This window comes from Blastococcus litoris, from assembly GCF_003075095.1.
Taxonomy (GTDB): Bacteria; Actinomycetota; Actinomycetes; order Mycobacteriales; family Geodermatophilaceae; genus Blastococcus_B; species Blastococcus_B litoris.
In genome coordinates this window covers 94,884-115,188 of record NZ_QCZF01000011.1, presented here as the reverse complement: position 1 = coordinate 115,188, position 20,305 = coordinate 94,884, and the positions used below count along the sequence as shown (strand labels likewise).

General features: G+C 74.4%; 21 protein-coding genes. 9 read left to right on the top strand and 12 right to left on the bottom strand.

Features of this window, described 5'->3' with window-relative positions; genetic code table 11:
• Positions 1-12 precede the first annotated feature (12 nt).
• The 4 genes from DCS98_RS20130 to DCS98_RS20115 form a co-directional block, all read right to left on the bottom strand.
• Entirely contained in the window at positions 13-1,902 is a 1,890-nt protein-coding gene (locus DCS98_RS20130; RefSeq protein WP_241038482.1) for a penicillin-binding transpeptidase domain-containing protein, read from the bottom strand.
• Between the two features lie 80 nt (positions 1,903-1,982).
• Entirely contained in the window at positions 1,983-2,834 is an 852-nt protein-coding gene (locus tag DCS98_RS20125) for a GNAT family N-acetyltransferase (RefSeq protein WP_116453183.1), read from the bottom strand.
• Between the two features lie 8 nt (positions 2,835-2,842).
• Positions 2,843-4,003 (bottom strand): flavodoxin-dependent (E)-4-hydroxy-3-methylbut-2-enyl-diphosphate synthase, encoded by a 1,161-nt coding sequence (ispG, locus tag DCS98_RS20120; RefSeq protein ID WP_116453182.1) that lies wholly within the window; start codon positions 4,001-4,003, stop codon positions 2,843-2,845.
• A gap of 75 nt (positions 4,004-4,078) precedes the next feature.
• A complete protein-coding gene (locus DCS98_RS20115; RefSeq protein WP_116453180.1) occupies positions 4,079-5,020 on the bottom strand; it encodes a LysR family transcriptional regulator in 942 nt (313 codons plus the stop codon).
• A 72-nt stretch (positions 5,021-5,092) separates the two neighbouring features.
• On the opposite strand from DCS98_RS20115, the gene DCS98_RS20110 reads away from it, so the two are divergent.
• A complete protein-coding gene (locus tag DCS98_RS20110) occupies positions 5,093-6,034 on the top strand; it encodes an EamA family transporter (RefSeq protein ID WP_116453238.1) in 942 nt (313 codons plus the stop codon).
• On the opposite strand, the gene DCS98_RS20105 is transcribed toward DCS98_RS20110, so the two are convergent.
• Together DCS98_RS20105 and dxr are read right to left on the bottom strand one after the other, a co-directional pair.
• The gene (locus tag DCS98_RS20105) at positions 5,953-7,275 is read right to left on the bottom strand and encodes a M50 family metallopeptidase (protein ID WP_277394630.1); all 1,323 of its coding nucleotides are present in this window, start codon (positions 7,273-7,275) and stop codon (positions 5,953-5,955) included. The genes DCS98_RS20110 and DCS98_RS20105 overlap by 82 nt on opposite strands.
• Before the next feature lie 46 nt (positions 7,276-7,321).
• The gene (gene dxr, locus DCS98_RS20100; RefSeq protein WP_241038480.1) at positions 7,322-8,527 is read right to left on the bottom strand and encodes a 1-deoxy-D-xylulose-5-phosphate reductoisomerase; all 1,206 of its coding nucleotides are present in this window, start codon (positions 8,525-8,527) and stop codon (positions 7,322-7,324) included.
• A 130-nt stretch (positions 8,528-8,657) separates the two neighbouring features.
• Between dxr and DCS98_RS20095 the strand changes: the two genes are divergently transcribed.
• The 3 genes from DCS98_RS20095 (at position 8,658) to DCS98_RS20085 (ending at position 10,929) form a co-directional block, all read left to right on the top strand.
• Positions 8,658-8,945 carry a DUF2631 domain-containing protein gene (locus DCS98_RS20095; RefSeq protein ID WP_241038478.1) on the top strand — a complete coding sequence of 96 codons (288 nt, stop codon included), beginning with the start codon at positions 8,658-8,660 and terminating at the stop codon, positions 8,943-8,945.
• A 194-nt stretch (positions 8,946-9,139) separates the two neighbouring features.
• Positions 9,140-9,970 (top strand): LPXTG cell wall anchor domain-containing protein, encoded by an 831-nt coding sequence (locus tag DCS98_RS20090; RefSeq protein ID WP_116453173.1) that lies wholly within the window; start codon positions 9,140-9,142, stop codon positions 9,968-9,970.
• A gap of 71 nt (positions 9,971-10,041) precedes the next feature.
• Complete coding sequence (locus DCS98_RS20085) at positions 10,042-10,929, top strand: LCP family protein (protein WP_241038476.1); 888 nt, start codon at positions 10,042-10,044, stop codon at positions 10,927-10,929.
• A gap of 9 nt (positions 10,930-10,938) precedes the next feature.
• Here the strand turns inward: DCS98_RS20085 and DCS98_RS20080 are convergent, their stop codons facing one another.
• Together DCS98_RS20080 and rlmN are read right to left on the bottom strand one after the other, a co-directional pair.
• A complete protein-coding gene (locus tag DCS98_RS20080; RefSeq protein WP_116453170.1) occupies positions 10,939-11,655 on the bottom strand; it encodes a VIT1/CCC1 transporter family protein in 717 nt (238 codons plus the stop codon).
• Positions 11,652-12,827, bottom strand: a complete 1,176-nt coding sequence (gene rlmN, locus DCS98_RS20075) for a dual-specificity RNA methyltransferase RlmN (protein ID WP_116453164.1) — start codon at positions 12,825-12,827, stop codon at positions 11,652-11,654. The genes DCS98_RS20080 and rlmN overlap by 4 nt, the downstream gene beginning before the upstream one ends.
• Before the next feature lie 33 nt (positions 12,828-12,860).
• Here rlmN and DCS98_RS20070 point away from each other — a divergent pair, with 33 nt between their 5' ends.
• Positions 12,861-13,523, top strand: a complete 663-nt coding sequence (locus tag DCS98_RS20070) for a TrmH family RNA methyltransferase (RefSeq protein WP_116453236.1) — start codon at positions 12,861-12,863, stop codon at positions 13,521-13,523.
• Here the strand turns inward: DCS98_RS20070 and DCS98_RS20065 are convergent.
• Positions 13,483-13,890: a hypothetical protein gene (locus DCS98_RS20065; RefSeq protein WP_116453163.1), complete on the bottom strand. Its 408-nt coding sequence runs from the start codon at positions 13,888-13,890 to the stop codon at positions 13,483-13,485. The genes DCS98_RS20070 and DCS98_RS20065 overlap by 41 nt on opposite strands.
• Before the next feature lie 142 nt (positions 13,891-14,032).
• Here DCS98_RS20065 and DCS98_RS20060 point away from each other — a divergent pair, with 142 nt between their 5' ends.
• The 4 genes from DCS98_RS20060 to DCS98_RS20045 are packed head-to-tail and all read left to right on the top strand — an operon-like array spanning position 14,033 to position 17,736.
• A complete protein-coding gene (locus DCS98_RS20060) occupies positions 14,033-15,172 on the top strand; it encodes a sensor histidine kinase (RefSeq protein ID WP_116453162.1) in 1,140 nt (379 codons plus the stop codon).
• Positions 15,169-15,813, top strand: a complete 645-nt coding sequence (locus DCS98_RS20055; protein ID WP_116453161.1) for a response regulator — start codon at positions 15,169-15,171, stop codon at positions 15,811-15,813. Before DCS98_RS20060 ends, DCS98_RS20055 begins: the two co-directional genes overlap by 4 nt.
• Before the next feature lie 49 nt (positions 15,814-15,862).
• A complete protein-coding gene (locus tag DCS98_RS20050; protein ID WP_116453160.1) occupies positions 15,863-16,627 on the top strand; it encodes a polyphosphate kinase 2 family protein in 765 nt (254 codons plus the stop codon).
• Positions 16,624-17,736: a GNAT family N-acetyltransferase gene (locus tag DCS98_RS20045; protein WP_116453234.1), complete on the top strand. Its 1,113-nt coding sequence runs from the start codon at positions 16,624-16,626 to the stop codon at positions 17,734-17,736. Before DCS98_RS20050 ends, DCS98_RS20045 begins: the two co-directional genes overlap by 4 nt.
• 3 nt (positions 17,737-17,739) lie before the next feature.
• Here DCS98_RS20045 and DCS98_RS20040 read toward each other — a convergent pair whose 3' ends face one another.
• The 3 genes from DCS98_RS20040 to pyrH form a co-directional block, all read right to left on the bottom strand.
• The gene (locus tag DCS98_RS20040) at positions 17,740-18,864 is read right to left on the bottom strand and encodes a phosphatidate cytidylyltransferase (protein WP_116453159.1); all 1,125 of its coding nucleotides are present in this window, start codon (positions 18,862-18,864) and stop codon (positions 17,740-17,742) included.
• Between the two features lie 22 nt (positions 18,865-18,886).
• Positions 18,887-19,444, bottom strand: coding sequence for a ribosome recycling factor (gene frr, locus DCS98_RS20035; protein ID WP_116453158.1), 558 nt, complete (start codon positions 19,442-19,444; stop codon positions 18,887-18,889).
• Between the two features lie 63 nt (positions 19,445-19,507).
• Positions 19,508-20,278: a UMP kinase gene (pyrH, locus tag DCS98_RS20030; protein WP_116453157.1), complete on the bottom strand. Its 771-nt coding sequence runs from the start codon at positions 20,276-20,278 to the stop codon at positions 19,508-19,510.
• Positions 20,279-20,305 lie beyond the last annotated feature (27 nt).

The following is a 20,305-nucleotide window of genomic DNA, read 5'->3' as shown; positions in this document are numbered from 1 at the left end:
CCGGCCGGCCGTTCAGAGAGCGCCGAGGAAGGCGTCGGCGACGCCGACCGCGACGCTGCTGGACTGGCCGGCCTCCACCAGGACGGCGAAGGCGATGTCGCCCTGCGGCCCCTGGAGCTGGTAGCCCATGAACCAGCCGTGCGAGTCCGGCGGGGTCTTGTCCCCGAACTCGGCCGTCCCGGTCTTGCCGTAGACCTCGCCCTGGTCCGACAGGGCCGTGGCGGTCCCGGTGAGCACCACCTGGCGCATCAGCGGCCGCAGCGCGTCCAGCACCGCCTGGCCGGGGCCCGCCGGCGCCGGGCCGGCGGCCTCGCCCCCGATCACCTCGACGGGTGCGGCCGGGGTCCCACTGGCGACGCCCGCCGCGACGAGCGCCAGCTGGGCGGGGCTCATCAGCACCTGCCCCTGGCCGATGGCGTCGGCCGCCTCGGTCGTGCCGGTGCTGTCCGACGGCACGCTGCCGCCGAAGATGCCGACCGGCAGCTGCCACTCCGTGCCGACGCCGTAGGACGCCGCGGCCTCCGCCAGCGCGCCGTCGGGCAGGCCCAGGGCCAGCTGGATGAAGGTGGTGTTGCAGGACTCGGCGAATGCCTCCGTGAAGGGCACGGTGCCGAGGTCGAACTGGTCCTGGTTCTCGAACTCGCGCCCGTCGACCACGGTGGTCCCCGGGCAGGCGACCGGGGTGGCGGGCGTGACGGCGCCGGTCGACAGCAGGGCCGTCGCGGTGATCGTCTTCATGCTCGACCCGGGCGGGAACTGTCCGCGGAGCGCGTTGCCGGCGTCGGCCACCTCGTTGGAGCTGACGGCGAGGATCTCCCCCGTGCCGGGCCGGACGACGACGAGGTGCGTGGGCAACGGCTGGCCGGCCACGGCGGCGTCCGCGGCGTTCTGGATCGCCGGGACCAGCGGCGTCTGCACCGGCGTGCCGGGCTCGGGTGCGACCGCGCCGACCTCCACCCCCGCGTCCGCGGTGCCCTCGTCCGTGCTGACGACCGACACGGTGAATCCCGGCGTGCCGGCGAGCTGCTCCTGGAAGGCGCGCTGGAGGCCGGAGAGGCCCAGCTGGTCGCCGGCCGCGTAGCGCGGCTCCCCCTCGTCCTGGGACTCCTCGATCACCTCGGCGGTGGCGTCGCCCACCCGGCCCAGCAGCGCCTCGGCGAAGCGCGCGCTCGGCGCCAGGAGCCGGGTGGAGGTGGGGAAGACGGCCCCGGGGAGGTCGAAGACCTGCGCCCGGATGGCCTCGAAGTCCGGCCGGCGCAGGGTGATGACGGGGACGAACTGCCCCGGCGGGGCGGCCTGGACGTCGCTGGTGATCGTCTGCGCGTCGACCCCGGTGGCCGCCGAGAGCCCCGCCGCGAGGGCGGCCAGGTCGGTGACCTGGCCGGTGTCGACGCCGACGTTGACGACCTCGGTGGGCGCGAACAGCGGCGCGCCGGTCCCGTCGGTGATGGGCGCCCGGTCCGGGAGCGAGCGGGTGAGCTCCAGGTGCTGGCCCTCCCCCAGCTCGGGGTGCACCAGCGTCGGCTCGGCGACGACCTGCCACTCGTCGTCGCCCTCCTCGAGGCGCAGCGTCGACTCGTAGGTCCACTCCGGGGCGGCGACCAGGTCCCAGGTGGCCGTCCAGCCCACGGTGGCGGTGCCGTCCTCGACGGTCACCGCACCGACGTCGGCGCCCAGCGTGGCCTCGGGGAGGTCGGTGGCGGTCTGCTCCAGCAGCGCGGTGGCGGCGTCGGGATCGGTCGTGGCACCGGCCGCCTCGGCCAGGTCGCCGTCGGCCCAGGCGTCGAGGAACGCCGTCGCGGCGTCCCGGACGTCGTCCTCGGCGTTGCCGGAGCACGCCGCCAGGACGGGTGCGGTCAGCAGCAGGAGGGTGGTGGCGAGAGCGGGTCCCCGTGTCGGCACGGCGCCCACCATCTCAGACGGTGGCCGCTCTGCAGGGTCCCGCGCCGAGCGTGCGAGGCGTGGGGGGCAGAGGGGTCCTTTCAGAACAGCACGCTGGCGTACTGCCCGACCTCGTGGAACCCGACGCGGGCGTAGGCGGCCCGGGCCGCGGTGTTGAAGTCGTTGACGTACAGGCTCACCACCGGGGCGATCGTCGTGCGGGCGTACTCCACGACCGCCGCCGTCCCCGCCGTGCCGATGCCGCGGCCGCGGTGCGCCGGGGCCACCCAGACGCCCTGCACCTGGCACGCGGCCCGCGACACCGCGCCGATCTCGGCCTTGAAGACGACCTCGCCGTGCTCGATCCAGGCGAGGGACTGACCGGCGCGGACCAGCTCCGCGACCCGCGCGCGGTAGCCGGCGCCGCCGTCGACCCGCAGCGGGCTGACGCCGACCTCCTCGGTGAACATGGCGATCGCCGCCGGCAGCAGCGTGTCGAGCTCCGCGGGCCGGACCGGCCGGACGCGGGGTTCGGCCGGCACCGCCGGGGGGCCGGCGATGGCCAGCAGCGGCTGCCGGGGGCGGTGGTCGCGGGCCGGACCCCAGTGCGGTCCGAGGAGGTCCCACAGGGGCGCGACGGACGAGGCGGGGCCGACGATCGTCGAGCAGCGGCGACCGGCCCGCCGGGCACGTTCGGCGAAAGCGGCCGCCGAGGCGATCTCCGCGCCGGGGAGCGCGAACGGGATGAGGTTGGCCCCGGCCAGGCAGATCGCCTCCAGGTCCGGGCCTCCGCCGAAGCCCCACAGGGGCGCGCCCAGCGACGTCGGTGCCGTCCCGGCCGACTCCACCCGGCCCGCGATGACGCACCCGGCCACCGGGTCGGTCGCGAGCAGCCGGTGGACGGCCGGCTCGTCGCCCTCGTCGAGCACGCGGGCGGCGGACGTGCGGAGCATCGGGGAGGTCAGCTGACGCTGACGACCGGAGGCCCGGAGGGCGTCCCGTCCGCCGTCTGCTCCGCCGCGATGCGCATGGCCTCCTCGATGAGGGTCTCCACGATCTGCGACTCGGGAACGGTCTTCACGACCTCGCCCTTGACGAAGATCTGGCCCTTGCCGTTGCCGGAGGCGACGCCGAGGTCGGCCTCGCGGGCCTCCCCCGGGCCGTTCACGACGCAGCCCATGACCGCGACCCGCAGCGGGACCTCCATGCCCTCGAGCCCGGCGGTCACCTCGTCGGCGAGCTTGTAGACGTCGACCTGCGCCCGCCCGCACGACGGGCAGCTGACGATCTCCAGCCCGCGCTGGCGCAGGTTGAGCGACTCGAGGATCTGGTTGCCGACCTTGACCTCCTCGGCGGGAGGTGCCGACAGCGAGACGCGGATCGTGTCCCCGATGCCCTGGCTCAGGAGGGCGCCGAAGGCGACGGCGGACTTGATCGTGCCCTGGAACGCCGGACCCGCCTCGGTGACGCCCAGGTGCAGCGGGTAGTCGCACTGCGCGGCGAGCAGCTCGTAGGCGCGCACCATGACGACCGGGTCGTTGTGCTTGACCGAGATCTTGATGTCGCGGAAGTCGTGCTCCTCGAACAGCGAGCACTCCCAGAGCGCGGACTCGACCAGCGCCTCCGGGGTCGCCTTGCCGTACTTGGCGAGCAGCCGCTTGTCGAGCGAGCCCGCGTTCACCCCGATCCGGATCGGGATGCCGGCGTCCTTGGCGGCGCGGGCGATCTCGCCGACCTTGTCGTCGAACTTCTTGATGTTGCCCGGGTTCACGCGGACGGCGGCGCACCCGGCGTCGATGGCCGCGAAGACGTACCGCGGCTGGAAGTGGATGTCGGCGATGACCGGGATCTGCGACTTCTTCGCGATGATCGGCAGCGCCTCGGCGTCGTCGGTGTCGGGCACGGCGACGCGCACGATCTGGCAGCCGGACGCGGTGAGCTCCGCGATCTGCTGCAGGGTCGCGTTGATGTCCGCCGTCTTGGTGGTGCACATCGACTGGACGCTCACCGGGAAGTCACTGCCGACCCCGACACCGCCCACCATCAGCTGGCGGGTCTTCCGCCGGGGGGCGAGGACGGGAGGAGGGGCAGCGGGCATGCCGAGACCGACGGGGATCGCCATGACACCCAGTATCCCCCGCCGTGGCATCCGCGCCGGTGGCGCGGCTGTGACGTGCGCTGTCGGGCGCCGGAGGACTCACGGCGCTGCGTACGGGGCGGCCTCCGCCACCAGGGCGTCGATCACCACCCGGACGGCCCGGCGCGCGGCCCGGTCAGGACGCGCCAGCGACTCGATGACGCGCCCCGCTCGGAGGTCGGCGAGTGGCACCAGCGCGAACCGCCCCTCCGCTCGCTCGCGGGTGGTGTGCCGCGGCAGCAGCGCGACCCCGTGACCACGGGCGACCAGCTTCTCCATCAGCGGCAGGTGCGTCGTGCGGCGCACCACGCGGACCGGGGACCGCGCCTGCGCCGCGACGGCGGTCAGCACCCGGTCGATGGGGAACCCGGCCGGTGGCGCGATCCAGTCCTCGTCGATCACGTCGGCCGGCGTGACCCTCGACCGCCCCGCGAGCGGGTGGTCCAGCGGCAGCGCGACGTCGAGCGGCTCGCGGAGCAGCGGGTGGACCGAGACGGCGCCTCGTGCGGGCGGTACCAGGTCGTCGGACCGGTGCGCGATGACGATGTCGTACGCCGCGGTCAGCCCGGCGAAGTCGTCCTGGGAGACGTCCTCGTCGACGGTCTCCACGGCCACGTCCGGGTGCGCGGCCATCCGCTCCAGCAGGCCCGGCACCAGCAGCTCTCCGGCGGAGTGGAACGTCGCCACCCGCACCGTGCCCCGGACCGCACCGTGGTAGCTCTGCCACTCGGCCGCCGCGGCCGCCAGCGCGGTCGAGACCGTCGTGGCGATGCCGGCCAGCTCCCGCCCGGCATCGGTGAGGCGCACCCCGCGCCCGACCCGCTCGACGAGGACGAGGCCGAGCCGGCGCTGGAGCACCTTGAGCTGCTGGGACACCGCTGACGGCGACATGCCCGCCGCCCGCGCGGCCCCGCTGACGGAGCCCTGCTCGGCGACCTCCCGCAGGACGGCGAGGTGCGCGACGTCGACCCGGTCCCACAGCCCGGACGCGCGATCGACCATGAAGCAACGCTACAAGGTCGGTTCGTCAGATCGTGCTTGTCCTTCATCGCACGGACCCCGAGGCTCGAGCACGTGCCCCTCCGCGACCGCCTCCTCGCCTGCCTCGTCGCCGTCTGCTGGGGAATGAACTTCCCGGCGACCGCCCTGGCGCTCGAGCACTTCCCGCCGCTGTTCATGGTGGCGCTGCGCTACGCGCTGGTCGCCGTGCCGACCCTGCTGCTCGTGCCGCGTCCGCGCGTGCCGCTTCGCTGGCTGCTCGGCGTGGGGGTCGGCATCGGGATCCTGCAGTTCACCTTCCTGTACCTCGGCATGGCCGCGGGGATGCCCAGCGGCCTGGCCTCGCTCGTCCTCCAGGCCTCGGCCCCGTTCACCGTCGTGATCGCCGGCATCTGGCTGCACGAGAAGCTGTCGATGCGCCAGTTCGCCGGCGTCGCGGTGGCCGTCGCGGGGCTCGCGGTCATCGCCGTCCACCGCGCGCAGTCGGCGGCGTGGCTCCCCGTCGTCCTGACCCTGTGCGGCGCCCTGGGCTGGGCGATCGGCAACGTCTGCAGCCGGCGGGCCGAGGCCCCTAACGCGCTGCACCTCACGCTCTGGACCGCCGTGGTGCCCCCGCTGCCCATGCTGGGCCTCGCGCTGGTCGTGGAGGGGCCCGGACGCATCGGCCGGTCGCTGGCCGGCGTCCTCACCGTCGACGCGCTGCCCTCGGTGCTCGGCCTGCTCTACGTGGTCGTGGTCGCGACGCTGATCGGATACAGCATCTGGAACGTGCTGCTGTCCCGGCACCCGTCGAACGTCGTGGCGCCGTTCTCGATGCTCGTGCCGGTGGTCGGCGTGCTCGCGTCGTGGGTGGCCTTCGGCGAGGTGCTCGACCCCGTCGAGCTGGCCGCCGGCGTCCTGGTGGTCGCCGGGGTGCTCGTCGCCTCCCGCCCGGTTCAGCCCAGGGTGATCGGGTTGACGATGTCGGCGACGAACAGCAGCGCCGACAGCGCCAGGAAGACACCGGCCACGGCGTAGGCGACCGGCATCAGCCGGGCGATGTCGAACGGGCCGGGGTCGGGCCGCCCGCGCAGCCGGGCGACCGTCGAGCGGGCCTTCTCGTAGAGCGCCCCGGCCACGTGACCGCCGTCGAGCGGGTAGATCGGCAGCAGGTTGAACAGGAACAGCACCAGGTTCACGCCGGCCAGCAGCTGGAAGAACGTGCTGATCTTCTCGGTGGTCGTGTAGTCCTCCAGCGCGAAGATCTCGCCGGAGATCCTGCCCACCCCGACGACTCCGATCGGGCCCTGCGGGTCGCGCTCCTCGCCGAGGAAGGCGGCGCGGAACAGGGCCGGGATCTTCTGCGGGATCTCGACGAGCCGGTCGACCGAGGCGACCACGTAGTCGCCGAGGAAGCCGGGGACCGCGGTGACCGACTGCTGGACGTAGGGCTGCGTCGGGCCGATGCCGACGTAGCCCACGACCCTGGTCTCGGTGCCCTCGGCGGAGGCGTACACGGTGTTCTCGATCGGGGTGACGGTGAGCTCCCGCTCCTCGCCGTCGCGCTCGACGGTGAAGACGACCGGCTCGCCGGGGCTCTGCTGGATGGTCCGCTGCACCTGGTCCCAGCCGACCTCCGTCTCCTGCGGGACCGGATCGCCGTCGATGGCCACGATCGTGTCGCCCGGGAGGAGCCCGGCCTTGGCCGCGGGGCTCCGCTCGGGCAGCGCGCACCCGGCGTCACCGAGCTCGCAGGTCTGCCCCGCCGCGGTGATCGGCACCGAGCAGGGGTCGTCCGCGCCGGCGCTCTGCGCGCCGGCGGGCAGCACGCAGCCGGGCACCCGCTCGATGGTCGTCGACGGCTCGGGCACGCCGAAGGCGGTGAGCACGATGGTGAAGAAGAGGACCGCCAGGACCAGGTTGTTGAACGGCCCGGCGAACATGACGACCACCCGCTGCCACCAGGGCTTCTTGTAGAAGACCCGGTCGCCGTCCGTCGGCAGGACGTCGTTGAGCGCCTGACCGCGCACCTCGGCGATGAAGCTGCGCATGCGGGTGGCGCGCTTGCTCTCGCCCTCCTCGGCGGGCGGGATCATCCCGACGATGCGGATGTAACCGCCCAGCGGGACGGCCTTGATGCCGTACTCCGTCTCGCCGCGCCTGCGCGAGAAGATCGTCGGGCCGAAGCCGACCATGAACTGCGGCACGCGCATGCCGAACTTGCGCGCCCAGAAGAAGTGCCCGGCCTCGTGGAAGCCGATCGAGAAGAGCAGCCCGATCGCGAAGGCGACGATCCCCAGGACGCTCAGCAGGATCCCGCTCAGTTCAGCCTCCGGCGATGACCGCCCGGGCGTGCTCCCGGGCCCACTTCTCCGCCGCCAGGACGTCCTCGACGCAGGTGGGGACGCCGAGGTCCGGCGCGTCGTCGAGGGTACGCGCGACGAGGTCGACGATGCCCCGGAACGACAGGCGACCCGCCACGAAGGCGGCCACGGCCTCCTCGTTCGAGGCGTTGTAGAGCGCCGGGACGACCCCGCCGGCCTCGCCGGCGGCTCGCGCCAGGCGGACGGCGGGGAAGGCGGCCTCGTCGAGCGGGAAGAACTCCCAGGAGCTCGCCGTGGACCAGTCCAGCGCCGGCTGGACGACGGGCAGCCGGTCCGGCCAGGCGAGGGCGAGGGCGATCGGCAGCCGCATGTCCGGCGGGCTCGCCTGCGCGATGGTCGCGCCGTCGGCGAACGTCACCATCGAGTGGACGATCGACTGCGGGTGCACCACGACGTCGATGTCGGCGTACGGGACGTCGAAGAGCAGGTGCGCCTCGATCAGCTCGAGCCCCTTGTTGACCAGCGTCGCGGAGTTGATCGTGACGACGGGTCCCATGTCCCACGTCGGGTGGGCCAGGGCCTGCTCGACGGTGACGTCCGCGAGCTGGTCGACGGTGCGTCCGCGGAACGGGCCGCCGCTCGCGGTCAGGACGAGGCGGGCGACCTCGTCGCGCGCACCGCCCCGGAGGCACTGGGCCAGCGCCGAGTGCTCGGAGTCCACCGGCACCAGCTGCCCCGGCGCCGCGGCCTCGGTGACGAGCACGCCTCCGGCGACGAGCGACTCCTTGTTCGCGAGCGCCACGGTGCGGCCGGCGCGCAGGGCCGAGAGGGTGGGCCCGAGGCCGATGGAGCCGGTGATCCCGTTGAGGACGACGTCTGCCGGGCGGGCGGCGAGCTCCTCCGCTGCCCGCGGACCGGCCAGGATCTCGGGCAGCGAGTACTCCCCCTTGGCCCAGCCCCGCCGGGATGCCTCGGCGTAGAAGGCCAGCTGGAGGTCCTGCGCCGCGGTCGCGCGGGCGACGGCGACGGTGCGCACGCCGAGGGCCAGCGCCTGCTCGGCGAGCCGGGCGACGTCCCCTCCCCCGGCGGCCAGACCGGTGATCTGCAGCCGGTCGGGGTTCTGGACGGCGACGGCGATGGCCTGCCGGCCGATCGAGCCGGTGGAGCCGAGCAGCGTGACCTGACGGGGTGAACTCACGGGTGGCATCCTTCCCGAGGCCGCGGCGCGCCGTCGCCGCGCCACCTCGCCCGGTGTCCGGCGCCGGGGCCTGCCAGAATGACCGTGCCCGCGAACGTGCGGGGCGAGCCGGTCGACGAGTGCCATCGAGGAGCAGCGCGTGAGCGAGACCCAGCGGGTCAACCAGCCCGGTCGTGAAGAGGGCGTCGTCCGCGTCGGTGACCACCCGGTCGAGCACGAGCGCCCCGAGGACTGGGGCTGGCACGGCGAGACGGGCGGCAAGGGGCGCATCGGCGCCTGGATCGCCGTCCTCGTCCTCCTGACCTACCTGTTCGGCAACCACGAGGGCCGGATGGAGGACCTCTGGATCGTCGGCATCGCGCTGGTGATGGTGCTGATCCTGATCTGGGACATGCGGCGCCGGAAGAACGCCTGGCGCAGCCGCTGACCGCGCGCAGACCTCGCGAGAGAAGGCCCGCTCCCTCCGGGGAGCGGGCCTTCTCCGTCCGGTGACCAGTCGGCACAACGATCCCGACTCTTCGTCGGCGTGTCGCTACTCTCCGAGGTCGATGGACGGGGGAGTTCCGATACACATCCGGTGACCGGTCCGAGGCTGCGGACCGCTGGCCTCCCGGAGTACAGATGTCCCGCCCCGCCCTCCGCCGGATCACCACCGGACTGCTCGCCGGCCTCGCGCTGGTCGCCGGCGCCGTGAGCGTCGCGCCCGCCGCCGCTGCCGCCGACCTCCCCCGCCCGACCGTTTCCCACACGTCCGTCCAGGCGAACGAGTACTTCACCGTCTCCGGCAGCGGCTGCGTGGCCGGCCCCGGCGGGACGGCGCCGTGGGTCACGATCACCTCGCCCGACACCCCGGAGATGGGCGACGGGATGCTCGTCCTCCCGGACGGCACGTGGTCCTTCCGGGAGACGTTCTCCGCGGGCCACCCGCAGGGCACGTTCCGGCTCCAGGTCACCTGCGACGACTACGTGACCCAGAGCAAGTACCCCCTCGTCGCCGTCACGCTGGGCACCGTCCCGGTCCCGGCCGAGTGCGCCTCCGGCTGCCAGACCGTCGCGCCGGGCACGACGCTGACGCCGGACGACAAGGGCGTGGCTCCCGGCGAGAAGCGCATGCTGCGGCTGTCCGGCTACCTCCCGAACGAGGTCGTCACCCTGGTGCTCCACTCCACCCCGCAGAACCTCGGCACCTTCACCGCCGACTCCAGCGGCACCATCACCGTCGCCTTCACCGTCCCGGCGGGCACGCCGGCCGGTGCGCACAACCTGGTCGTGACGCGGGCCGACGGCACGACGGTCACCTACCCGGTCACAGTGGCGAAGGCCGGCCCGCGCCTGGCCAGCACCGGCGCCGACGTGACGGTCCCGCTCGTCCTCGGTGGGGGTCTCGTGCTGGCCGGCGCGGGCGCGCTCGTCGTGGCGCGCCGGCGGTCGCAGGGGGCGGCGCAGGCCTGACCGTGCCCAGCAGCTCCACGGCGGACGCCGCCCCGGGTTCCCCGGGGCGGCGTCCGTCGCGTCGCACCACCGTGCCGACCGTCGTCGGCGTACTGCTCCTGGTGCTGGGTGTCCTGGCCCTCGACGCCACCGTCGTGACCGGGCGCGTCGACCGGCTGGCCGTCGAGCTACCCCGGGGACCGGGCGAGACCTGGGTGCTGGTGGGCGAGGACTCCCGCGCCCGGCTGCCCGAGGGCGCGTCCGTCGCCGACTTCGGCTCGGTCGACGAGGTGCCCGGGAGCCGCGCCGACGTCGTCCTCGTCGTCCACCGTTCCGGTGAGAGCACCACCGCCTTCTCCGTCCCTCGCGACCTCGTGGTCCCGCAGGCGGCCGCTCGGCTCGCGCTGACCTGGCTGGAGGGCCCGCAGTCGACGGTCGACGCCCTCTGCGCGCTGGGCATCGCCGCCGACCACCTGCTCGCGATCGACCTGGCGGGCTTCGCCGCCGTCGTGGACGCGGCGGGTGGTCTGACCGTCGACGTCCCGGCTCCCGTCCGTGACCCCGCGGCGGGCCTGGAGCTGCGCGAGGCGGGCCGCCGGCACGTCGACGGCGCGACGGCCCTGGCCCTGGTGCGCTCGCGTTCCCCCCAGGAACTCGTCGACGGACGGTGGGTGTCCGCCGACGTCGACCCGGACGGTCGTGCGTCGCACGCGACGGCGGTCGCCGAGGCACTGGCGCGGGCGGTGACGGTGTCGGCCACCCGACCCGTGCGCCTGCACGGCCTGGCCTGGGCGCTGTCCGGGGCGCTGACCGTCGACTCCGGCACCTCCGCCCGCGACCTGCTCACCCTGGCGGACGCCCGCCTCGACGGTGCGACCGTCCTGCCCGTCGGCGACCCGGTGAGCGGGACCCTGGTCCGGTTCCCCACCGCGGCCACGCGGGACGCCGTCGCGGCGGCCGGGATGTCCTGCGCGCCCTGAGCAACCCCGTCAGGTGACGGCGACGCCGATCGCCGAGCCGATCGCGTAGGTCACGCCCGCGGCCAGCGCACCGAACAGCAGCTGCCGCAAGCCGGCGAACCACCACGGCCGCGGGGTGAAGCGCGACGACAGCGCCCCGGCGGCCAGCAGACCGAGCCCGCCGCACAGCAGTGCCACCCAGAGCAGCGAGGCCCCGAAGAGGTAGGGCAGCAGGGGCAGCAGCGCACCGGTGCCGAAGGTGAAGAAGGACGAGACCGCCGCCGTCATCGGCGAGGGCTTGTCCTCCGGGCTCAGCCCGATCTCCGCGACGACGTGCAGCCGCAGGGCGGTCTCGGGGTCCTGGGACAGCTGGACGGCGACCTTCCGGGCCAGGCGGTCGTCGACGCCGCGGACGCGCAGCATCTCGATCAGCTCGGCGAGCTCGCCCTCCGGGTTGCGCTCGAGCTCCCGGCGCTCCTTCTCGACCTCGAGGTCGAGCTGCTCGTTCTGCGTCTTCACCGAGGTGTACTCGCCCAGCGCCATGGAGATCGCGCCGGCCACCAGGCTCGCCGTCCCGGCCAGGACGATCGCCCGCGGGGCGGCGCCTCCCCCACCCACGCCGGCGACCAGCGCCGTGTTCGTGACCAGGCCGTCCATCGCCCCGAAGACGGCGGCGCGCAGCCAGCCGCCGGAGACGTCGGCGTGGCTGTGCTCGTGCGCCTCGGCCTCGGCCGGCGCCGAGCTCACTCGTCGCCCTCCGCGCCCAGCTCGAGGGGCGGCTCGACCGACGGCACCGGCACTGCCAGGCTCGGCACGCCCTCGACCCGGTCGGCCGCGGCCAGCTGGCCGCAGGCGCCGTCGATGTCCTGGCCCCGGGTGTCGCGCACGGTCGTCGCCACACCGGCGGCGCGCAGCCGGGCGACGAACTCGCGCTGCGCGGGCAGGGGGCTGGCGTCCCACGGGCTGCCCGGGGTCGGGTTGAGCGGGATCAGGTTCACGTGCGCCAGCTTCCCGGCCAGCAGCTCCCCCAGCAGGTCGGCCCGGAACGGCTGGTCGTTCACGTCGCGGATCAGGGCGTACTCGATCGAGTACCGGCGGCCGGTCTTGCGCGCGTAGGCGTCCGCGGCGTCGATGACCTCGGCGACCTTCCAGCGGGTGTTGATCGGCACGAGGGTGTTGCGCAGCTCGTCGTCGGGCGCGTGCAGGCTCACCGCGAGGGTGACGTTGCGCCCCTCGTCGGTGAGCCGGCGGATCGCCGGCACCAGTCCCACGGTCGACACGGTGACCGAGCGCTGGGACAGCCCGAGGCCGTGCGGGGCAGGCGTGAGCAGCGCGTCGAGCGTCTTGCGCACCCGGGCGTAGTTGGCCAGCGGCTCCCCCATGCCCATGAAGACGACGTTGGAGAGCCGCCCCGGCCCGCCGTCGATCTCGCCGTTCGCCATCGCGGCCGCCGCGGCCACCGCCTGGCCGATGATCTCGGCGGCGGACAGGTTGCGGGTCAGGCCCTGCTGGCCGGTGGCGCAGAAGGGGCAGGCCATCCCGCAGCCGGCCTGGCTGGAGATGCAGACGGTGGCGCGGTCGGGGTAGCGCATGAGGACGCTCTCGACGAGGGCACCGTCGTGCAGCCGCCACAGCGTCTTGCGGGTGCGCCCGTTGTCGGCCGTCTGGTGGCGGACGACGGTCAGCAGTCCCGGCAGGAGCGCCTCGGTCAGCGCCTCGCGGGAGGCGGCGGGCAGGTCGGTCATCTGCGCCGGGTCGGTCACCCCGCGGAAGAAGTGGCGGGCCAGCTGATCGGCCCGGAACGCCGGCTGGCCGAGTTCGGTGACCGCCGTGCGGGCCTCCTCGGGCGACAGGTCGGCGAGGTGGCGCGGGGGCATCCCGCGGCGCGGGGCGTCGAAGACGAGCGGAAGGGCAGTCATGGCGCCGCCCATCGTCCCACTAGCGTGGCCCGGATGGCCGAGCGCGAGACAGACCTCACCCCGCCGGAGGCCCCGCTCGACGTCGTCGGCGTCGGCCCGTGGGAGGGGCCGTGGCCGGCCGACCCGCGCTACGACCCCGAGCTCCTGGCGCACGGCGACCGCCGCAACGTGGTCGACGCGTACCGCTACTGGACCGTCGAGGCGATCGTCGCCGACCTCGACCGCCGCCGGCACCCCTTCCACGTCGCCATCGAGAACTGGCGGCACGACCTGAACATCGGCACCGTGGTCCGGACCGCCAACGCATTCCTCGCCGAGGCGGTGCACGTCGTGGGCAGGAAGCGCTGGAACCGCCGGGGGGCGATGGTCACCGACCGGTACCAGCACGTCCGCCACCACCCCGACGTGGGCGCGCTCGTCGCCTGGGCACGGGAGGCCGGCCTGCCGCTGCTGGCGGTCGACAACCTGCCGGGAGCCCGGCCGCTGGAGACGGCCGAGCTCCCTCGGGCGTGCGTCCTGCTCTTCGGGCAGGAGGGCACCGGGCTCTCCGACGAGGCCCGCGACGCGGCCGACGGCGTGCTCTCCATCGCCCAGTTCGGCTCGACCCGGTCGATCAACGCCGGTGTCGCGGCGGGCATCGCCATGCACGCGTGGATCAGGCAGCACGCCGGCGGAGGAGCGCCAGCAGCCCGATGACCACGACGTCGACGGCCATGAAGAGCACCGCCTCCGGCTCGTCGTAGACGGTCAGCTTCACCGCGCTGAACACCACGTCGAGGGCCAGCACGCCCCAGAGCAGCGGGACGACGCGCTCGTCCCGGCCCAGCCGGACGGCGGCGACGAGGAAGGCGACCGCGAGGACGGTCGACCACACGCCGACGGACCAGTCGCCCAGCCCCTCGGGGTCCCCGCCCTGCTCGGCGGTGGCGAAGAAGAGGAAGTAGGCGGTGCCGCCGAGCTTGAGGGCGCCGAAGGCTCCGAGCAGGAGCCGCGTGCCCTGGAGCAGGGCGCCGCGGGCGCGGGAGGGGGTGGCGACGGGAGCGGGTGCGGTGGTGGTGGGCATGGCGTTCTCCTGGACGAGGGGTGGTTCGGCGCCGGGAACGCTAGGAACCGGCGCCCCCCGCCCGCATCGATCCGGAGGCGGCTTGTCCGCTCAGCCCCAGGGCTGATGCCACCGGGCCCCGGCCGCCCTACCCTTCGGCTCCGTGGCCCCGTCGCAGCCCCGTCCGGTCCTGCCGCCGCGGTCCGACGTCGTCCTGGCCGCCGTCCTCTGCGCCCTCTCGCTGGTGCAGGTCGCGGTCGCCCCCATCGCCTCCCCGGTGGTGTCGGCGCTGGTCGCCGTGGGCTCGACCGCACCCCTGGCGTGGCGGCGGGTCCTCCCCTCGACCGCGGCTCTCGTGATGACGGCGGTCTGGACGATCCCGACGGCGGACGGCTTCCTGCTCCTCGGCTACGTCATCGCCGGGCTGCTCTTCTACTCGGTGGGCGCCTACGCCACGGGGACGTGGCGGATCCTCGGCGTCTGCACCGTCGGACTCGTCGCCGGGGTGGCCCTGACCCTGCTGGGGCCGGAGCACCCGACCGCCGCCATCGGCGCGGCTCTCGTGGTGGTCGGCCCCGCGGCCGCGGGGCGGCTGGTCGCCCACCAGCGCGAGCAGAACCGGCGGCTGCGGGAGCTCACCGGCCAGCTGCTGCGCGAGCGCGCGCTGGCCGAGCGCACCGCCGTCGCCGAGGAGCGGGCCCGCATCGCCCGGGAGCTGCACGACGTCCTCGGGCACGAGGTGACGGTCATCGCGCTCCAGGCCGACGCCGCCGCGGCGGCCCTGACCAAGGCGCCCGACCGGGCCGCCGCGCCGATCGCCGCCATCCGGCGGTCGGCCGCCGAGGCGCTGACCGAGATGCGCCGCGCCGTCGGCCTGCTGCGCGACGACGGCGACGGCGCGCTGCGGCCGCAGCCGGGTCTGGCCGACGTCCCGGCCCTCGTCGAGCAGCACCGCGCCGCCGGCGGACCGGTCGAGCTCACCTTCCGGCCGCCGTCCCGGCCACTGCACGCCAGCGTCGGGCTCGCCGGCTACCGGCTGGTGCAGGAGGCGCTCACCAACGCCTCGCGCCACGCGCCGGGCTCGCCGGTACGGGTGTGCGTCGACGGCGACGGCCCCGCCGTGGTGGTCGAGGTGGTCAACGACGCCGGCACCGCGGCCGGCTCCCCGGGATCGGGCTTCGGACTGGTCGGGATGCGGGAGCGGGTGCGGCTCCTCGGCGGCGAGCTCGACGCCGGACCGCGGTCCGACGGCGGCTTCGGGCTGCGCGCCCGGCTCCCGGTCGACGTCCCGGCAGCCCGATGACCTCCGTGGTGCTGGTCGACGACCAGCAGCTGATCCGCGACGGCCTCCGGCTCATCCTCGAGCTGGCCGGGGTCCAGGTCCTGGGCGAGGCAGCGGACGGGGCGGAGGGGGTCCGGCTGGTCCTCGACACCGCCCCCGACGTCGCGCTGGTGGACATCCGCATGCCGGAGCTGGACGGCGTCGAGGCGACCCGGCGGATCGTCGCGTCCGGCAGCCGGACCCGGGTGCTGGTGCTGACCACCTTCGAGGGCGAGGAGCTGACCTACCGCGCGCTGGAGGCCGGGGCCACCGGCTACCTGCTCAAGGACGCCGGGGGCGAGCGGCTGGTCGCGGCCGTCGAGGCGGCGGCCGCCGGCGAGATGCCGCTCGCGCCCACCGTGGTCGCGCGGCTGGTCGCCGCCTACGTCCGCCGGCCACCTGCGCCCACCGCTGATCGCCTCGGCACGCTGAGCGAGCGCGAACGCGACGTCCTGGCGCTGATGGGCGCCGGGCGCTCCAACCCCGAGATCGCCGCGGAGCTGTTCATCTCCCTGGCGACGGTGAAGAGCCACGTGCGGCACATCCTGGCGAAGCTGGACCTGCGCGACCGGCCGCAGGCGATCGTGCTCGCGCACGAGTGCGGCCTCGTGGGGTCCGGGTGACCGGCGCTCCGGGCTGCGGTCGGGCCGCCCCGCCGCCAGGCTGGCGGCCATGAGCCGCCTCGACGACGTCGACCTCTCGCTGAGCCTGTCCAAGAAGGAGGGCAAGGCCGAGCTGAAGGCCGCGCAGGAGCGCCTGGTCCACCTGCGGCTGCTGCTCGGCGGCCAGATCGGCCCGGGCGAGCTCGGCCCGCCCCTGCTGGTGCTGTTCGAGGGCTGGGACGCCTCCGGGAAGGGCGGGGCGATCCAGCGGCTCGTGGAGGAGCTCGACTCGCGGCACGTGCGGGTCGCGCAGTTCGCCGCGCCCAGCTCCGACGAGAAGCGGCACCACTTCCTGTGGCGGTTCTGGCCGGTGCTGCCCGGCTGGGGAGGCATGGCCGTCCTCGACCGCACCTGGTACGGCCGGGTCCTCGTCGAGCGGGTCGAGGGCTTCGCCGCCGACGATGCCTGGCAGCGGGCCTATGCCGAGATCGTGGACCTCGAGACCACCTTGGCGGCCGAGGGCACGATCATCGTGAAGTTCTGGATGCACCTGTCCCCCGAGGAGCAGCTGCGCCGGTTCGAGTCGCGGCGGGACGATCCGTACCGCGCCTGGAAGCTGACCGACGAGGACTGGCGCAACCGCGAGAAGCGGCCCGCGTACGAAGCCGCCGTCGAGGACATGCTCGAGCGCACCGACCACCCCGCCGGCCCGTGGCACGTGATCGCCGGCGACGACAAGCGGTGGGCGCGCGTCGCGGTGGTCCGTACGGTGTGCCACGCGATCGAGGCCGCGCTGGAGGCGCGCGGGATCGACACCGACCCGCCGCTGTCCTGACCGGAGGCCGCACCCTGTTCGTCCACCTCGTCGAGCCGGCGCACTGGCGCGCCGCGCTGGCCTCCGGGGCGGTGCGCCCGCCCTCCCTCGACGCCCGCGGTTTCGTGCACCTCTCGGCGCCCGAGCAGGTGCACGTGCCGGCGCGGGCGCTCTTCCCGGGCCGTCGCGACCTGCTGCTGCTGGTCGTCGACCCCGCCCGGCTGACCGACGAGGTGCGGATCGAGCCCGGTGTGCCGGCAGCTCCGGACGGCGCGCTGTTCCCCCACCTCTACGGGCCCCTCCCGACCAGCTCCGTGGTCGCCGTCGTCCCCTACCGGCCGCCGGTCGCGCCCGTCCTCCCCGCACCGGACGACGTCCCGGGGCGGACCCTGTCGTTCTACGCGTCGCTGCCGGTGCGGCGCGCGGTCGGCGTGGGTGACGTCCCCGGCGGGGTCGCCGTCCTCGACCCGGACGTCGCCCACTCGCGCGACAACAATCGGCTGGTGCTCACCTCCCCGGTGGACGCCGACGCCATCGAGGCCGCCGCCGACGAGGTCGCCGGCAACGCCGGCTGGCCGAGCCGCACGGCGAGCCTGCTCTGGCCGGGCGCGGACGACGTGGCTGCGGAGCTGGGACGGCGCGGGTGGGAGGTCGAGGAGCTGCTGCTGATGGCACGGCGACCCGCATCGCTCCCCGGCGCCGCGCGGGCCGAGGTGGTCCCGCAGAGCGAGGTGCACGAGCTGTGGGACAGGTCGTGGCGGCGCGACCTGGCCGGCCTGGGCCCGCGGCTGGACGCGGTGGTCGCCCAGCTCGTCGGACGCGAGGAGCTCAACGACCGGGTGCTGGCCGTGAGCGACGTGGTGGTCCGGGAGGACGGCCGGGTCGTGGCCGCCGCCCAGCTGCGGGTCGACGGGGCGACCGCGGCGGTCGAATCGGTGATGACCGACCCCGCGGCCCGGGGGCGCGGCCACGGGGACGCCGTCCTGGCGAAGGCCCTCGCGCTCGCCGTCGACGCCGGCTGCGACCTGGTGGTGCTGGAGGCCGACGCGCAGGACTGGCCGCGGCACTGGTACGCCCGGCGCGGCTTCGCACCGGTGGGCACCACGTGGAGCCTCCACCGCCCGGCGTGAGCCCTAGACCGGGGCGAGGACCGACAGGAGCAGGTAGGCCACCGCCGCCGAGGGCAGCAGCGAGTCGAGGCGGTCCATGATCCCGCCGTGGCCGGGCAGCAGGTTGCCCATGTCCTTGATGCCCAGGTCGCGCTTGATCAGCGACTCCCCGAGGTCGCCCACCGTGGCCGACACCGCCAGGGCGGCGCCGAACACGAGCCCGCCCCACCACGGCGCGTCCAGGCCGAGGACGACGAACGCGCTGGCGACGAGCATGCAGGCGACGACGGAGCCGGCGAAGCCCTCCCACGACTTCTTCGGGCTGATGCTCGGCGCCATCGGGTGCTTGCCGACGAGGACGCCGGCCGCGTAGCCGCCGACGTCGCTCGCGATCACGGTGGCGATGAAGGCGATGACCCGCCAGGCCCCGTCATCGGGGACCAGCAGCAGGACGGCGAAGCCGGCCAGCAGCGGCACGTACAGCGCGACGAGGACCCCGGACGAGGCGTCGGCGAGGTAGCCGGCCGGGCCGTGGCCGAGCCGCCAGAGCACGACCGCCAGGGCGGTGAGCAGGAACCCGACGACGAGCCCGGTCGGGCCCCTCGTCCAGGCGAGCCCCTCCATCAGCAGCGCCCCGACCAGCAGGGGGACCCGTGGCGGGTGGAACCGGCCGGCGCCCAGCGCCGTGGTCAGCTCCCAGACCGCGACCAGGATGGCGGCGACGAGGACGGCGAGGAAGGCCGGCCGCCAGATGAACAGCGACGCCAGGATCAGCGCGACCAGGCTGACACCGACGCCGATCGCGGCCCGCAGGTCACGGCCGGCGCGGCCCCCCACGGGGCGCTCGGTCACCGGGAGCACCTCCTCGTCCGGCGGCTCGTCCACGGCTGCCCCGTCGGCGGTGGGCAGCTGGTCGGTCTCCGGAGCGGTGTCGGCAGGCCGCGCCGGTGGGGCCGGCCGGTCGCCGACGATCGGCACCGGGCCCGTGTCGCCGTCTTCGGGATCCCCCCACGACGAGCGCGCGGGCCACGACGGGCCCGTGCGGCCGAGGGTGTCCGACGTCCGCTGACCGCGGGCGCCGTGTCGCGCGAACGGCTCGGTGCCCGGCCCGGAGGTCCCGGGACGGTCGGCGGCGGAGGGCGGTGTCATGAGCTCGACGGGCCGGCGCTGATCAGACCTCGAGCAGCTCGGCTTCCTTGTTCTTCATCGCCTCGTCGACGTGCGCGACGTGCTGCTCGGTGAGGTGGTCGAGCTCCTTCTCCGCGCGGCGCACCTCGTCCTCACCGGCCTCGCCGTCCTTGGCGATGCGGTCGAGCTCGTCCTTCGCCCGGCGGCGGATGTTCCGGATGGCGATCTTGGCGTCCTCGCCCTTGGCGCGGGCCTGCTTCACCAGGTCGCGGCGGCGCTCCTCGGTGAGCTGCGGGAAGACCACTCGCAGGATCTGGCCGTCGTTGGTGGGGTTGACGCCGAGGTCGCTGTCCCGGATGGCCCGCTCGATCGCCTGCAGCTGGCTCATGTCGTAGGGCTTGATGACGGCCATCCGAGCCTCGGGCACGGTGATGGACGCCATCTGCGGCACCGGGGTGTAGGCGCCGTAGTAGTCGACCGCGATCTTGTTGAACATCGACGGGGCAGCGCGGCCGGTGCGCACCGAGCCGAGGTCCTCGCGGGCGACCGACAGGGCCTTGTCCATCCGCTCCTCGGCATCGAGCAGGGTGTCGTCGATCACGGGTCTTCCCTCCATCGGCGGCGGCGTCGGTCCGCCGTCGTTCTCGTCTTCGTGCCGGTCGGCTCAGGCGGGCTGGCTGATCAGCGTGCCGATCTTCTCACCTGCGGTCGCCCGCGCGATGTTGCCGTCACGCAGCAGGTTGAACACGACGATCGGCATCTGGTTGTCCATGCACAGGCTGATCGCGGTGGCGTCGGCGACCTTGAGCTGCTTGGCCAGCACCGTGGCGTAGTCGAGGTCGTCGTACATCACGGCATCGGGGTTGGTCCGGGGGTCGTCGTCGTAGACGCCGTCGACCCCGTTCTTGCCCATGAGCAGGACCTGGCACTCGATCTCCAGCGCCCGCTGGGCCGCGACCGTGTCGGTCGAGAAGTACGGCATGCCGGCGCCGGCACCGAAGATCACCAGCCGGCCCTTCTCCAGGTGCCGGATGGCCTTGCGCGGGATGTAGGGCTCGGCGACCTGGCCCATGGTGATCGCGGACTGGACGCGGGTCTCCAGACCTGCCTTCTCGCAGAAGTCCTGGAGGGCCAGGCAGTTCATGACCGTGCCGAGCATGCCCATGTAGTCGGCCTTGGTGCGGTCCATGCCGGCCTGGGACAGCTCCGCACCCCGGAAGAAGTTGCCCCCACCCATGACCACCGCGACCTGGGTGCCCTTGGCGACGACCTCCGCCAGCTGCTCGGCGATGCCGCGCACGATGTCGGCGTCGACGCCGACCTTGCCGCCGCCGAAGGTCTCACCGGAGAGCTTCAGCAGCACCCGCTGGTAGCCGCTGCCATCGGCGGGCTGGAAGGCGGTGGGGGCGGACAGCGGAGGTGTGGTGTCGGTCAACGCGTCATCCCTCGTTCGACAGTCGGT